General features: G+C 65.5%; 13 protein-coding genes and 1 pseudogene. 6 read left to right on the forward strand and 8 right to left on the reverse strand.

The window, feature by feature from the left end; genetic code table 11:
- Window positions 1–64: 64 nt before the first annotated feature.
- Window positions 65–1,342 carry a multidrug effflux MFS transporter gene (locus tag P0R31_RS31450; RefSeq protein WP_275518438.1) on the forward strand — a complete coding sequence of 426 codons (1,278 nt, stop codon included), beginning with the start codon at window positions 65–67 and terminating at the stop codon, window positions 1,340–1,342.
- A gap of 169 nt (window positions 1,343–1,511) precedes the next feature.
- On the opposite strand, the gene ppdK is transcribed toward P0R31_RS31450, so the two are convergent.
- Together ppdK and P0R31_RS31460 are read right to left on the reverse strand one after the other, a co-directional pair.
- Complete coding sequence (gene ppdK, locus P0R31_RS31455) at window positions 1,512–4,439, reverse strand: pyruvate, phosphate dikinase (protein WP_275518439.1); 2,928 nt, start codon at window positions 4,437–4,439, stop codon at window positions 1,512–1,514.
- Between the two features lie 96 nt (window positions 4,440–4,535).
- The gene (locus tag P0R31_RS31460) at window positions 4,536–4,691 is read right to left on the reverse strand and encodes a DUF3096 domain-containing protein (RefSeq protein WP_008562090.1); all 156 of its coding nucleotides are present in this window, start codon (window positions 4,689–4,691) and stop codon (window positions 4,536–4,538) included.
- A gap of 221 nt (window positions 4,692–4,912) precedes the next feature.
- Here P0R31_RS31460 and P0R31_RS31465 point away from each other — a divergent pair, with 221 nt between their 5' ends.
- Window positions 4,913–5,266, forward strand: coding sequence for a DUF1236 domain-containing protein (locus P0R31_RS31465; protein ID WP_036006381.1), 354 nt, complete (start codon window positions 4,913–4,915; stop codon window positions 5,264–5,266).
- A 250-nt stretch (window positions 5,267–5,516) separates the two neighbouring features.
- Here the strand turns inward: P0R31_RS31465 and glyS are convergent, their stop codons facing one another.
- The 6 genes from glyS to P0R31_RS31495 all read right to left on the reverse strand — a co-directional run bounded on the left by glyS (window position 5,517) and on the right by P0R31_RS31495 (window position 11,259).
- A complete protein-coding gene (gene glyS, locus P0R31_RS31470; RefSeq protein WP_275518441.1) occupies window positions 5,517–7,706 on the reverse strand; it encodes a glycine--tRNA ligase subunit beta in 2,190 nt (729 codons plus the stop codon).
- Window positions 7,706–8,644, reverse strand: a complete 939-nt coding sequence (locus P0R31_RS31475; protein WP_275518442.1) for a glycine--tRNA ligase subunit alpha — start codon at window positions 8,642–8,644, stop codon at window positions 7,706–7,708. Before P0R31_RS31475 ends, glyS begins: the two co-directional genes overlap by 1 nt.
- A 210-nt stretch (window positions 8,645–8,854) precedes the next feature.
- On the reverse strand, window positions 8,855–9,046 hold the full coding sequence (locus P0R31_RS31480) for a hypothetical protein (protein ID WP_057026308.1): 192 nt from the start codon (window positions 9,044–9,046) through the stop codon (window positions 8,855–8,857).
- 103 nt (window positions 9,047–9,149) lie between these two features.
- Window positions 9,150–10,058 carry a S49 family peptidase gene (locus tag P0R31_RS31485; RefSeq protein ID WP_275518444.1) on the reverse strand — a complete coding sequence of 303 codons (909 nt, stop codon included), beginning with the start codon at window positions 10,056–10,058 and terminating at the stop codon, window positions 9,150–9,152.
- 216 nt (window positions 10,059–10,274) lie between these two features.
- Window positions 10,275–11,039, reverse strand: a complete 765-nt coding sequence (locus tag P0R31_RS31490) for a tRNA1(Val) (adenine(37)-N6)-methyltransferase (protein WP_275518446.1) — start codon at window positions 11,037–11,039, stop codon at window positions 10,275–10,277.
- On the reverse strand, window positions 11,032–11,259 hold the full coding sequence (locus P0R31_RS31495; RefSeq protein WP_008562067.1) for a DUF2007 domain-containing protein: 228 nt from the start codon (window positions 11,257–11,259) through the stop codon (window positions 11,032–11,034). Before P0R31_RS31495 ends, P0R31_RS31490 begins: the two co-directional genes overlap by 8 nt.
- A 133-nt stretch (window positions 11,260–11,392) precedes the next feature.
- On the opposite strand from P0R31_RS31495, the gene P0R31_RS31500 reads away from it, so the two are divergent.
- The 4 genes and pseudogenes from P0R31_RS31500 (at window position 11,393) to P0R31_RS31515 (ending at window position 14,763) form a co-directional block, all read left to right on the forward strand.
- Window positions 11,393–12,400, forward strand: coding sequence for a polyprenyl synthetase family protein (locus tag P0R31_RS31500; protein ID WP_271540461.1), 1,008 nt, complete (start codon window positions 11,393–11,395; stop codon window positions 12,398–12,400).
- Between the two features lie 84 nt (window positions 12,401–12,484).
- Window positions 12,485–13,214 (forward strand): annotated as a pseudogene (locus P0R31_RS31505) (beta-ketoacyl synthase N-terminal-like domain-containing protein); the annotation flags it as partial.
- A 45-nt stretch (window positions 13,215–13,259) separates the two neighbouring features.
- Window positions 13,260–13,892, forward strand: coding sequence for a LysE family translocator (locus tag P0R31_RS31510; protein ID WP_275518450.1), 633 nt, complete (start codon window positions 13,260–13,262; stop codon window positions 13,890–13,892).
- Window positions 13,885–14,763 (forward strand): alpha/beta fold hydrolase, encoded by an 879-nt coding sequence (locus P0R31_RS31515; protein ID WP_275518452.1) that lies wholly within the window; start codon window positions 13,885–13,887, stop codon window positions 14,761–14,763. The genes P0R31_RS31510 and P0R31_RS31515 overlap by 8 nt, the downstream gene beginning before the upstream one ends.
- Window positions 14,764–14,839 lie beyond the last annotated feature (76 nt).

Here is a 14,839-nt window from a genome sequence, read left to right on the forward strand (position 1 = left end):
ATCGCTGATATCGATCTTGCGCGGGAACGCTACAGTCGATTCGAATTCGGACGACGGACGACCTATGCACGGCATGATCAGCAGGCCGCCGGACACGGCGACGAAAAACATCGCGACCTCGCGCCTGGTGTTGCTGCTGCTGGTGGTGATGACCGGGGTCGCACCGATCTCGCTCTACATCCTGGTTCCGGCGCTGCCGGTGCTGGCGACGGATTTCGGCAGCGACATCTCGATCGCGCAGATGACGGTGTCGCTCTACATGGTCGGCATCGCACTGTCGCAGCTGATCATGGGCCCGCTGTCGGACCGGTTCGGGCGGCGTCCGGTGCTGCTCGGAGGACTTGCACTGATGGCGGCGGCTAGCGTCGCCTGCATTTTCGCCGAGACCCTGCCGCAATTGATTGCCGCACGCTTCTTTCAGGCGCTCGGCGGCGCATCCGGCATGGTGATCAGCCGGGCCATCATCCGCGACATCTACGAGCGCGACCGCGTCGCCTCGATGATCAGCCTCGTGGTCGCGGCGCTGATGATCGGGCAGATGGTCTCGCCGCTCACCGGCGGCCTGATCGAGACCGCGTTCGGCTGGCGCGCGATCTTCTATGCCATCACCATAGCGGCCATCGTCGTTGCCGTCGCAATCGCCTTGGCGCTGCCTGAGACCCGCCGCAGCCGCGCCGCCGGCAGCGGCTTCCGCGGCGATCTCGGCATGCTGATCCGCAATCGCGCCTTCGTCGGCTATGTGATGTGCCAAGTGCTGGCGTCCCAGATCATCTTCACCTTCGCCGGCGGCGGGCCCTACATCGTGGTGACGCAGATGGGCCGCAGCAGCGCCGAATACGGCGCCTGGTTCGCGACGACGGGCTTTGCGTTTCTGGTCGGCAATCTGCTCTGCGTGCGCTTTGCGCCGCGGCACTCGCTGGAGAAGCTGATCTGGTTCGGGCTCGCCCTGCAGCTCTGCGGCAGTCTTGCGAACCTGCTCTGGAGCTTCGTCGGCTGGAACGAGGCGCCCGCCTGGCTGTTCGGCACCCAGATGATCGTGATGGCCGGCAACGCCTTCGTGATGGCGAATTCCGCCGCCGGCGCTATCAGCATCCGTCCCGAAGCGGCGGGCACCGCCTCGGGCGCGATGGGCTTCCTGCAGCAAGGCATTGGCGCGCTGATGTCGCAGTTCGGCGCCTATCTCGGCGGCCACTCCGCAACGACGCTGCCGCTGATCTCAGCGGTGCTCGCGATCTCGATCCTTTGCGCCTGCGTGATGATGTTCGTCGTGCCCCGCCGCGAGGCGGTAGCGAGCGAGGCGCTGATCGGGCAGGCCGAGGAGGATGAGACGGGGATGATGTGAGGGACGCCGAGTAGAGTCCCTCTGCGGAACGATTCTGGATCGCTTCCGCCTTCGCCGAGGCTTCGGCGGACAAGTCGCTACGCTCGCAATGACGACGCGGAGAGAGCAGTGCCAAAAATGAGAGGCGGGGCTGGGCCCCGCCTCTCTCAATTCAAGTCTGTGTTTCGGCTTACGCCTGGCTCGCGATCGCCTTGCCGAGCGCGGCCTGCGCCGCTGCAAGCCGCGCGATCGGCACGCGGTAGGGTGAGCAGGAGACGTAGTCGAGACCGATATGGTGGCAGAAGGCGACGGAGGCGGGATCGCCGCCGTGCTCGCCGCAGATGCCGACCTTGAGCGACGTGCGGGTCTTGCGGCCACGGGCGACGCCGATCTTGACCAGCTCGCCGACGCCTTCCTGATCGAGCGAGATGAAGGGATCGACCGTGAGGATGCCCTTCGCGACGTAGGGACCGAGGAAGCTCGCCGCGTCGTCGCGGCTGATGCCGTAGGTCGTCTGCGTCAGGTCGTTGGTGCCGAACGAGAAGAACTCGGCCGACTGCGCGATCTCGCCCGCAAGCAGGCAGGCGCGCGGCAGCTCGATCATAGTGCCGACCTGATAGGCCAGCTTGGTGTTGGTCTCGCGCATCACGGCCTGTGCGGTGGCATCGATCCGTGCCTTGACCAGGTCGAGCTCGGCCTTGGTCGCGATCAGCGGCACCATCACCTCGAGGCCGACGGCCTTGCCGGTGCGCTTCTGCGCCTCGACCGCCGCCTCGAAGATCGCGCGGGCCTGCATCTCGGCGATCTCGGGATAGGCGATCGCGATGCGGCAGCCGCGGAAGCCGAGCATCGGGTTGAACTCCGAGAGCTCGCGGGCGCGGTCGGCGAGGCGCCGCGGGTCGGTGTTCATGGCGCGCGCCACTTCCTCGACCTCGGCATGGGTGTGCGGCAGGAATTCATGAAGGGGAGGATCCAGAAGCCGGATCGTGACGGGCAGGCCCTTCATAATCTCGAACAGCTCGACGAAGTCGGCGCGCTGCATCGGCAGCAGCTTTGCCAGCGCGGCGCGGCGCGACTGCTCGTCCTCGGAGAGGATCATCTCGCGCACCGTGCGGATGCGCGTCTCCTCGAAGAACATGTGCTCGGTGCGGCAGAGGCCGATGCCTTCCGCGCCGAACTTGATCGCGGTGCGCGCGTCGTCCGGCGTGTCGCCGTTGACCCGGACGCCGATCTTGCGGACCTGGTCGGCCCAATTCATCAGCGTGCCGAACTCGCCGGACAGCTCCGGCTCGATCATCGGCATGCGGCCGGCGAGCACCTGGCCGAGCGAGCCGTCGATGGTGATGACATCGCCGGTCTTGAAGGTGCGCGAGCCGATGCTCATGGTGCCGCGGCCGTAATCGACGCGGATGGTGCCGCAGCCGGAGACGCAGGGCTTGCCCATGCCGCGCGCGACCACCGCCGCGTGCGAGGTCATGCCGCCGCGCGTGGTCAGGATGCCTTCGGCGGCGTGCATGCCGTGGATGTCTTCCGGGCTGGTCTCGATGCGGACCAGGATGACCTTGCGCCCGTCGGCCTGAAGCTTGGCCGCTTCGTCCGAGGAGAACACGATCTCGCCGGACGCGGCGCCCGGGGACGCCGGCAGGCCGGTCGCAATCACGTCGCGCTTGGCGTTGGGATCGATGGTCGGATGCAGGAGCTGATCGAGCGAGGCCGGATCGATCCGCGTCACCGCTTCCTTCTTCGAGATCAGGCCCTCATTGGCGAGTTCGACCGCGATGCGCAGCGCCGCCTTCGCGGTGCGCTTGCCGCCGCGGGTCTGCAGCATCCACAGCTTGCCCTGCTCGACCGTGAACTCCATGTCTTGCATGTCGCGGTAGTGCTTCTCGAGCAGCGTGTAGATCCGCGTCAGCTCCTTGAACGCTTCCGGCATCGCTGCTTCCATCGACGCCTTGTCGGAGCCCGACTCCTTCCGCGCTTCCTCGGTGATGTCCTGCGGCGTGCGGATGCCCGCGACCACGTCCTCGCCTTGCGCGTTGATCAGGAATTCGCCGTAAAGCTTACTCTCGCCGGTCGAGGGGTTGCGGGTGAAGGCAACGCCGGTGGCCGAGGTCTCGCCCATGTTGCCGAACACCATGGCCTGCACGTTGACCGCGGTGCCCCAGGATTCCGGAATGTCGTGCAGCTTGCGGTAGGTCACCGCGCGCGCGTTCATCCAGGATGAGAACACCGCGCCGATCGCGCCCCAGAGCTGGTCGTGCGGATCCTGCGGGAATTCCTTGCCGGTCTCGCGTGCGACCGCGTCCTTGTACTTGCCGACCAGTTCGACCCAATCTTCGGCCGACAGATCGGTGTCGAGCGTGTAGCCCTGGCTGTCCTTGAAGGTGTCGAGGATCTCCTCGAAGTGATGATGCTCGAAGCCGAGCACCACGTCGGAATACATCGTGATGAAGCGGCGATAGCTGTCATAGGCGAAGCGGCGGTCGCCCGACAGCTCGGCCAGCGCTTCCACGGTCTGGTCGTTGAGACCGAGATTGAGCACGGTGTCCATCATGCCCGGCATCGAGGCGCGCGCGCCGGAGCGTACCGAGACGAGCAGCGGGTTCCTGGTGTCGCCGAACACCTTGCCGGTCAACTTGCCGACATAGTCGAGCGCCTTCTCAACCTGCGGCTTCAGTTCCTTCGGGTAGGTCTTGTCGTGCTCGTAGAAATAGGTGCAGACCGAGGTCGGGATGGTGAAGCCCGGAGGCACCGGCAGGCCGAGATTGGCCATCTCGGCGAGGTTGGCGCCCTTGCCGCCGAGCAGGTCGCGCATTTCCGTCCGGCCCTCGGCCTTGCCGTCACCGAACGTGTACACCCATTTGCCGGCCTTAGCCGCCGCCGGCGCCGTCTTGGCGGGTGCAGCCTTCTTCGGCGCGGGCTGCGCGGCAACCTTTGGCGGAGCCGCCTTGGTCACGGCCTTGGCCGCGGGCTTTGCGGCGGCTTTGGCGACCGGCTTCGGCGCGCTCTTGGCCAGTGCCTTGCGGGCTGGCGGCGCTGCCTTTGCGGCGGCGGAGGGCTTTGATTTCGCTGGGATTTTCGCTGGCATTTTCTTGGGCTTCGAGGCGGCTTTGGCCATAGCTTGCACACAACCTGCGAGAGGAATGGGAAATCGCGGGCCTTACACCACTTTGGGCGGGCCCGCGCAAGACGGACAGTTCCGAAAAGTGAACGCCTAGAAGCGGAGCCACTTCAGGAGCCCGAGCCCGATCGCGCCGTTGACGATGAGGAAGATCGCGACGATGAGGTTGAGAAGCCGCGGCATGATCAGGATGAGCACGCCCGCAATCAACGACAGGATCGGCGAAATGTGGGCGACGGTGATGTGCATGAATTATCTTTCTGTGAGGTGAGACGAATCGCGCGGATCATAACCCGCTGGGTTCCGGGAGTAGAGATGCGCAAGGGCTGCTGCGAGTTCCGGCCTCACGAAAACTGCCCGAAATTGCCGCTGTTACGGCAGTCATTTTCCCGGAACATTGGCTTGAGGCATGCATTGGCAACCGGTCGCGCCGCTGGCGCGTCCGCAGAATCACGTCGAAGGAGTTGTCCATGCGGAACAGGATTTTTGCTCTCGCAGCGCTCGCGGCCGCAACCGGCGCGCCCCTTGCGGCGCAGGCGCAAAGCGATGTCACGATCGGACGCGCGCCCGCCATGGTCGACGGCGCGCCGACGATTGCCGTCGAACAGCGGCCCGCCTTCCGCGAATATGTCGTCGAACAACGTGTGCCGCCCTTCCGCATTCCGGATCGCGTGGTGGTCGGCACCACCTTACCCGAGGCAGGCGTCACCTATTATGACGTGCCGCAACGTTTCGGCGCCACGACCTATCGCTACACCGTCGTGAACGGCGAAACCGTGCTGGTCGAGCCGCGCTCGCGCCGCATCGTCGAGGTGCTGGACTAAAGACGCAGCCGCTCCATTCGATGTCCGGCGCGTCACATCAGGCTGGCGCGAGCAGTGTTAAATCGGACATCAGGCCCCGCCCGGTTCTCCCCCCGCCGGGCGGGGCATTTTTTCGCTCTGTCATTCCGGGGCGCGCGGAGCGCGAGCCCGGAATCCATCGTGCCGCGCGTGAAGAGGAGAAATGGATTCCGGGCTCGCGCCAAGTGGCGCGCCCCGGAATGACAGCGGTGTTTGCCGCGCGACCGCGGCCTCAATCCTGGATCTTCGAGAAGTCCGCCACCGCGCGCGTGGCGCTGCGGATCTCGTTGAGGAGCTTCAGGCGGTTCTCGCGCACCTTCGGATCGTCGTCGTTGACGCGCACCTTGTCGAAGAAGGCATCGACCGGCGGACGCAGCTTTGCCATCGCGCTCATCGCGGCGGCGAAGTCTTCCTTGGCCACCGCAGCGCTGGCTTCCGCCTTGACCTCACCGATCGCCTTGGCCAGCGCCTTCTCCTCAGCGAGGCTGTAGAGCGCAGCATCCGGCGCGCCGTCGAAGCTGCGCTTGTCCTTTTTCTCCTCGATCGAGAGGATGTTGCTGGCGCGCTTGGTGCCGGCGAGCAGATTCCTGCCGTCGTCAGTGTCGAGGAATTTCCCGAGCGCCTCGACGCGGCGGACGATCATCTGGAGATCGTCCTGGCCGCCGAGCGCGAACACGGCATCGACGAGATCGTGGCGCGCGCCCTGCTCGCGGAGCTGGACCTTGAGGCGATCGGCGAAGAAGGCGAGGAGATCACCGATCAGTGAGACAACGTTATTGGCTGCGATTGCCCCCCTTTTTCGAAGGAATGTCGGATTGGGGGTCGGATTGCGAACAACACGAACAATGTCTTCGAAAGTGGCGTCGGTGCCACGGATGACGTGAAGTGCAATTCCAGCCTGGAAAATCGGCGTCAGGGAAATGCGATCGCTCTGCTCCAAGACAATTCTGATCACACCCAGCGCCGCACGACGCAGCGCATAGGGGTCCTTGCTGCCCGTCGGCTTCTCGTCGATCGCCCAGAACCCAACCAGGGTATCGATCTTGTCCGCGAGCGCCACCACGACGCTGACCGGATCGGTCGGAACGCGATCAGCAGGCCCTTGCGGCTTGTAGTGCTCCTCGCTAGCCGCGGCGACGGAGGTGTCCTCGCCTTGCGCCAGCGCGTAGTACTTGCCCATCAGGCCCTGCACTTCAGGGAATTCGCCGACGACTTCAGTCAGCAGATCCGCCTTGGCGAGATGCGCCGCGCGCGTTGCCTTGCCGACATCGGCGCCGACCAGCGGCGCGATCTCAGCAGCAAGGCGCTCGATGCGCTTGATCCGCTCCGCCTGCGTCCCGAGTTTCTCGTGAAACACGATCTGATCGAACTTCGGCAGCCGGTCCTCGAGCTTGGTCTTGAGGTCCGTCTCGTAGAAGAACTTCGCATCCGACAGCCGCGCGCGGATCACGCGCTCGTTGCCGGCAATGATGGTTTTGCCACCGTCGGTCGCCTCGATATTGGCGACCAGGATGAACTTGCTCGCGAGCTTGCCCGTCTTGGGGTCGCGCACCACGAAGCACTTCTGGTTGTTGCGGATGGTGGCGCGGATGACTTCGTCGGGCGTCCGCAAGAACTCCGGCTCGAACGAGCCCATCAGCACGACCGGCCATTCGACGAGGCCGGCGACCTCATCGAGCAGGTTCTGATCCTCGACCAGCTCAAAACCTTGCGCAAAGGCGAGCTGCTTGGCGTCGGTGAGGATGGCGTCCTTGCGGCGCTCGGGGTCGAGCACGACTTTTGCGGCAAGAAGCTTCGCCTCGTAGTCCTCGAAGCGGCGCACGGAGATCGGGGCCGGCGCGAGGAAGCGGTGGCCGTAAGTGGTCTGGCCGCTCTCGATGCCGTCGACCTCGAACTTCACGACATCGGGCTCTTCGGTCTCGGGGCCGAAGGTCGCGGTGATCGCGTGCAGCGGACGCACCCAGTTCAGCGAGCCGGGCTTGCCGGAACGCGCGCCCCAGCGCATCGATTTCGGCCAGGGGAAGGTGCGGATGATGACAGGCAGGATCTCGGCGAGCACGTCGATCGCGTCGCGGCCGGGCTTCTCGATCAAGCCGATGTAGAAATCACCCTTGGGGTCGCGCTGGATTTTTGCCTCGTCCAGCGACTTCAACCCCGTCGCCTTGAGGAAGCCCTGCACGGCCGCATCGGGCGCGCCGACCTTGGGTCCGCGGCGCTCGGACTTCAGATCAGGCTGGCGCGCAGGGATGCCGTGCACGGTGAGCGCAAGGCGGCGCGGCGTCGCAAACGCCTTCGCGCCCTCGTAGACCAGGCCTTCGGCAACCAGCTTGTCGGTGACCATGCGGCGCAGATCGTCGGCCGCCTTGGCTTGCATGCGCGCGGGGATTTCTTCGGAAAACAGTTCAAGCAAAAGATCGGGCATCAGGCCGCTCCGCCCGCTTCAGTATGGATCCAGGCCTCGCCGCAAGCCTTTGCCAGCTCGCGCACGCGCAGAATGTAGCTCTGCCGCTCGGTCACGGAGATCACGCCGCGGGCATCGAGCAGGTTGAAGACGTGGCTCGCCTTGATGCACTGGTCATAGGCCGGCAGCGCCATCAGATGCTGCTTCTTGTTGCCGCCGTCGCGCCAACCGGCGTCGAGATATTTTCTGCAAGCTGCTTCCGCCATCTTGAACTGTTCGAACAGCATCGCGGTGTCGGCGACTTCGAAATTGTGCCGCGAATATTCCTGCTCGGCCTGCAGGAACACGTCGCCATAGGTAACCTTGGCATCACCGTCGCGCCCATTGAAATTGAGGTCGTAGACGCGGTCGACGCCCTGCACATACATCGCGAGGCGCTCGAGCCCGTAGGTGAGCTCACCCGCGACCGGCGCGCATTCGAAGCCGGCGACCTGCTGAAAGTAAGTGAACTGGCTGACTTCCATGCCGTCGCACCAGCATTCCCACCCCAAACCCCAGGCGCCCAAGGTCGGGCTCTCCCAATCGTCCTCGACGAAGCGGATGTCGTGCACGGCGGAATCGATGCCGATCGCGGCGAGCGACTTCAGGTACAGATCCTGAAGGTTCGGCGGCGACGGCTTCATGATCACCTGGAACTGGTAATAATGCTGCATCCGGTTCGGGTTCTCGCCGTAACGGCCGTCCTTGGGCCGGCGCGAGGGCTGCACATAGGCCGCGTTCCAGGGCTTTGGCCCGAGCGCGCGCAGCGTGGTCGCCGGATGGAAGGTGCCCGCGCCCATCTCCATGTCGTAGGGCTGCAGGATCACGCAGCCCTGCTCGGCCCAGAACCGCTGGAGCGCGAGGATGAAGCCTTGGAACGAGCGTTCCGGGCGCATATGGGCGGGCAATGAGGCGTCCATCGTCAGATCGGGCTCTCGCGGGGGGTTTGAATCGCGCGGGACCGTATCGACGGCGGGGATGGGAATCAAGGCGAAGGGGCGGATTCGGGCGTCATTCCGGGGCGCTCGCAGGGCGAGCCCGGAATCCACTGCGCCGCTCACTCCGTGGTTCGATGGATTCCGGGTTCTCGCTTCGCGAGCCCCGGAATGACGAGCGTGTGGAGGTTTGTCCTAACCCGGCCGGTAAGCTCCGGTCACAGGGTCACGCTTCAGCGTCTGGATATCCCCCATGCGGGCGGCTTCGGCGACGCGCGACAGGCGCATCTCCTCAAGCTCCTGGTTGATCCGGATGGCGGTCTTGTAGGCCCAGCGGACCACGGCAAGCCCGCCCAGCACGCCCGCGAAAGCGACGAACGGCGGCATCGGTCGATCCTCGTCTATGCTCAGCCCCCACGGACATTCTGGCGCAGATGGACCTGCGCCGCAATCGGCACCGCCCGGGCGAAATGGCGCGGGAGCGCGAGCCCTAGAACCCGAATTTCGCCCAGATCGCCCGCGTCTCCACTGCCGAGATCAGCTCGTCCGGCAGCCCGGCCATTGATTCCAAAGCCGAAAGCTGCCCCGCGCCGGGCGATTTCCTGCCCAAGAAGCCTGACAGCAGCCCGGTCGGCTGCGCAATCACGGGGGTGAGAACCTTCTCGCCGTAGCGGGAACGAAGAGTTGAGCGGAGATCGCCGATGCTGTCGGCGAGCCCCAGCGCGATCGCGCCTTCCCCCGCCCAGTATTCGCCCGTGAACAGTGTGTCGTCGGCTCCCTTCAGCCGGGCGCCGCGGCTCTGCTTGACCAGCGCGATGAAGATCTGATGGATCTCGCGCTGGATCGCCTTCAGTCGGGCCACGTCATCGGGGTTTTCCGGCAAGAACGGGTCGAGCATCGCCTTGTGCTCGCCCGAGGTGTAGAGGCGCCGCTCGATGCCGAGCCGCCTGATCGCCTCCTGGAAACCGAAACTGCCGCCGACTACGCCGATCGAGCCGAGGATCGAGGAGGGATCGCAGATGATCTCATCGCCCGCGCAGGCGATCATGTAGCCGCCGGAGGCCGCAACATCCTCGACGAACACGAGGACGGGCAGCTTCTTCTCCGCGGCGAGCTGCTTGATGCGCAAGTAGATCTGGCGCGACTGCACCGGCGAGCCGCCGGGCGAATTGATCACCAGCGCCACGGCCTTGGCGTGCCGATGGGAAAACGCGCGCTCGAGCACCCGCGCGACGCCGGCAAGCGTCAGGCCCGGACGCAGCGGCGTCACCGCACCGATCACACCGGACAGCCGCACCACAGGCACGACCGCCGTGCCGGGACGAAAGCGCGCCGGCAGATATTGCATGAGCTTGTCGGCCAGGCCGGAACTCTCACGATCGTTCAATTGTTCGGCCATGGCCTTACCTCTGATTAACCATTTCTTATCACGCGAGTGTCATTGAAAGTGCCAGGAACGTGTTTTGCAGAATCCGCGTTGGGAAGCTGCAATAGGCAGCGGAAGGAAACGCCATGAAGATCTATCTGCTGTTGCTGCTGATCGGTGCGCTTTTCACGGCGATTCACTTTACGTCGCCGCAAGAGCAGCAGACGGAATCGCTTCCGCAATAAGCCGTCACGGCCTCGCCAGCGGCAACGCCGCCCTCCCCTCCAGGATATCCTTCACTTCTTTCTTCGGCACGTTTGACTCCTCGTTGAGCATGAGGCCCGGCAGCAATTGCGTCGGTGCCCGGCCGCCTTTGACTGCGCGCACCAGCACCCGGATGGCAGGCTTTCCCGTTTCGCCATGAACCGGCAGGATCGCAAGGCTGCCGAAGCCGCGTGACAGCGCTGCCATGACGTCGCCAAGTCCGTCCGCGCGCCAGATCAGGGTCAGCACGCCGCTCGATCGGAGAATGCGCCGGGCTGCATGCACCCACGCATGCAGCGTCTCCTCCCTCGCCACATGCGCGGTGTGACGCGCCTGATCCGGCGAGCCGCGATGGCGTGCGGGATCGTTGAAGGGCGGGTTCATCAATACGGCGTCGGAACTGTCGGGCAGAAGTCCGTTCGCTGCAAACGCCGGCGCATCGGCGGTGACGTCGAGCACGATGACCTCGGCGGGAATCGCGTTCGCGGCGGCGTTCGCCCGCGCAAGCTGCGCCAGTTCCGGATCGATCTCGACGAGGCTCAGCCTGATCCCCTCGACGCGCCGCGCCAGCGCAAGGCCCGCCGTGCCGACGCCGGCGCCAAGCTCGACCACGCGGTCACCCGCCTTGGCGTCGGTCGCCGCTGCAAGCAGGACGGCGTCGTGCCCGGCGCGGTGGCCTGACCGCTTCTGCATCAAGCGCAACTGCCCGCCGAGAAACGCGTCCTCGGTAATATCCGCGGCCTCAATCATCGCCGCGCAGTTCGTGGCTGAGGCCTGCCTCGGTGAGGAGCGCCCTGGCTTCCTCGGCGTCGTCCTCATGAACCAGGATCCGCCGCGGCAGAATGCCGAGAGACCCCTCGATGATGCTCATGTTCTGGTCCAGCACCAGATGATGGATGTTGGCACCGTCGAGCAGTGCGCCAATCGCCGACACCAGCACCATATCGTTGGTCCGAACCAGTTCACGCAAAACGGAGGTCTCCTGCCTGAAAGTGGCTAACGCGGCAAATGTCAATGGTTCCGCGGCCCTTGCCGCATCCGCCGCCAGTTTCTATTGTATTTCCATCAGAATAGCCCTTCCGGGGCAAATATTGGAGACCGGCGTGGCCGTCATCGTACCTTTCGAAACCCCCGGCGCGTCGATCGAAGAGCTGGTTGCCCTTGTCGCTCCCGATATGGAGCGCGTCAATGCCACGATCCTGTCGCGGACCGGCTCCGACGTGACCATGATCCCTGAAGTGGCCAACCACCTGATCTCCTCAGGCGGCAAGCGCCTACGCCCGATGCTGACGCTCGCCATGGCCAACCTCGCCGGCTACAGCGGCGACGGCCACATCAAGCTGGCTGCCAGCGTCGAGTTCATGCACACCGCCACCCTGCTCCATGACGACGTGGTCGACGAGAGCGAGATGCGCCGCGGCAAGCTGTCGGCGCGCATGCTCTGGGGCAACGAGGCAAGCGTGCTGGTCGGCGACTTCCTGCTCGGCCAGGCCTTCCGCATGATGGTCGAGGTCGGCTCGCTGCGCGCGCTCGACATCCTCTCCGCGGCGGCCGCCACCATCGCCGAGGGAGAGGTGATGCAGCTCGCCGCCGCCAAGAACACCGCGACCACCGAGGACGAATATCTCGCCGTGATCCGCGGCAAGACCGCCGAATTGTTCGCCGCCGCCTGCGAGGTCGGCCCCGTGATCGCGAACCGCCCGAAGGCGGAGCAGACCGCCTGCCGCTCGGTCGGCATGAATCTCGGCATCGCCTTCCAGCTCGTCGACGACGTGCTCGACTATGGCGGCAAGAGCGCCAAGCTCGGCAAGAACACCGGCGACGATTTCCGCGAAGGCAAGATCACGCTGCCCGTCGTGCTCGCCTTCCGCCGCGGCAACGACACCGAGCGCGCCTTCTGGATCCGGGCGCTCGAGCGCGGCGAGATCGGCGATTCCGATCTCGATCACGCCATCGGCCTGATGAACAAGCATCGCGCGCTGGAGGACACGCTGATTCGTGCCCAGCACTACGGCGCCATGGCCGTGGATGCACTGGCGCTGTTCCCGCCCTCGCCGATGAAGAGCGCGCTGGAGCAGGTCGTGGCGTTCTGCTTGGCACGGTCGCATTAGGCGACTGACGCTCACGCTTTGCGCGCTCCCTCCACCCGTCATAGCGAGCGTAGCGAAGCGATCCAGAAGCCCGCCGCGGAGACGGATGCCGCGCGCATGATCCGGTCAGGCGAAGCGAACGTTGCGATCTGCGGCGGCGCGGAAGCCTGCATCGACATCGTCAGCCTCGGCGGCTTTGCGGCGGCGCGGGCACTATCGAGCGGCTTCAACGAGGAGCCCGCGCGCGCCTCGCGTCCGTTCGATCGCAACCGCGACGGTTTTGTCATGGGCGAAGGCGCCGGCATCCTGGTGATCGAGGCGCTGGAGCATGCGCAGGCGCGCGGCGCGACGCCGATCGCAGAGATCGTCGGCTACGGCACAACCGCGGACGCCTATCACATGACCTCGGGGCCGTCCGACGGCGATGGTGCCCGCCGCGCCATGGAGATCGCGCTTCGGCAGGCCAAGCTTGCGCCCGCGGATGTGCAGCACCTGAACGCGCATGCGACCTCGACACCGGCCGGCGACGAAAGCGAGCTCGGCGCCATCGGTGCGCTGTTCGGCCGCAACCGCGGCATTGCCGTGAGCGCGACCAAATCGGCCACAGGTCACCTGCTCGGCGCCGCCGGCGGGCTGGAAGCGGTTTTCACCGTGCTCGCGTTACGCGACCAGATCGCGCCGCCCCACGCTCAATCTCGAAAACCCCGATCCCGGCGCGGACGGTATCGACATCGTCGCAGGCAGCGCGCGGCCAATGTCGATGCAGCATGCCATCTCCAACGGGTTCGGCTTCGGCGGGGTGAATGCCAGCGTGATCCTGCGCCGGATGGGCTGAACGAGAGGCCTTGCAATCGCCGCCCGCTCCGCTACGAAAACGGGGATGATCGAAACCAATATCTGGCTGTTCCTGGCCGCAGCTCTCCTCATTGCCGCCATTCCCGGCCCCGGCATTTTTTACGTCGCGGCGCGAACCTTGTCGGAGGGGCGTACCAGCGGCTTTGCCTCGACCGCGGGCACGGCGCTGGGCGGACTGGTTCATGTGGTCGCGGGCAGCCTCGGCATCTCTGCCATCATCCTGGCCAGCGCGGAGCTGTTTGCCGCCGTGAAATTCGTCGGCGCGCTCTATCTGGTCTGGCTCGGCATCAAGACCTTTCGCAGCGCCGGCAACAACCTGTCGTTCGGGAGCGAGCCGATCGGCGACAAGCGCGCGTTTCGCGACGGCGTGCTGGTCGAAGCGCTCAATCCGAAGACCGCGGCATTCTTCCTCGCTTTCATTCCACAGTTTCTCGATCCGTCGGACTCGAGCCCGACGCTGCAATTCATCCTGCTGGGTGCGATCTCCGTGGCCCTGAACACGCTCGCCGATGTCGTGGTGGTGCTGATGGCCTCCGCGACGCGCGCGCAGCTGACCGGACGGCAGCAGCTGATGCGTCGCCTCACGCAGGGCTCCGGCGTCTTCATCGCGGGCCTCGGCCTCTCGCTCGCCCTGGCGCGGCGGCCGGCAAATGGCTAGCGCCCCGCAAAGCCGCTTCTATGAATCGCACGGCCTGCGGCTGCACTACGCCGACTGGGACAACGAGGGCGCACCCGTCGCCATCCTGGTGCACGGCGGTCGCGATCATTGCCGCAGCTGGGATCACATCGCGCGTTCGCTGCAACCGCATTTTCGCGTCGTCGCGCCCGACCTGCGTGGTCACGGCGATTCCGACTGGACGAAAGGCGGCAGCTACGCGCTGACAGAATACGTGTACGATCTCGCGCAGCTGGTTCGCACCTTAGCCACGTCTCAGGTCACCCTGATCGGCCATTCGATGGGCGGCATGGTGAGCCTGATCTTTTCGGGTGCATTCCCCGAACAGGTCACGAGGCTCGTCGTCCTCGACGGCGTGACCATGCTGCCCGATACACCGAAGCCGCCGGCGCATGAGCGCATCGGCAGATGGGTCGGCCAGCTCGACAGATTGCACGACCGGACCCCGCGCCGCTATGCGACGCTAGAAGACGCCGCCGCGCAGATGATGCTTCACAACAAGCGCCTTGCCCGCGACCTCGCGCTGCATCTGGCCAGGCACGGCGCGCGGCAGAACGAGGACGGCAGCTACAGCTGGAAGTTCGATCCCTACCAGCGCGCCTCCGCGCCACACCGGCTCTGGCCCGACGATCACATCGAGCTGTGGTCGCGGATCACGTGCCCGACGCTGCTGCTCAATGCCGGCGAAAGCTTTCTGGCGGGCGCCAGGGCCGCGGGCCTGGAGCGGTACTTCCAGAACGCGCGCGTTAAGACCATTGCCGGGGCGGGACACTGGCTGCAGCATGACAAGCCGCAGGAGGTGTTGGGTGAGATCCGGAGATTTCTCGAGCTCGACGAGGACGACGCGGATTAGCTCCGCTGCCGTAGGTGGGCAAAGGCGCAACAGCGCCGTGCCCACGAGGATCCGATTGCAACGTTGAAGTGGTGGG

The organism is Bradyrhizobium yuanmingense, from assembly GCF_029167105.1.
Taxonomy (GTDB): Bacteria; Pseudomonadota; Alphaproteobacteria; order Rhizobiales; family Xanthobacteraceae; genus Bradyrhizobium; species Bradyrhizobium yuanmingense_A.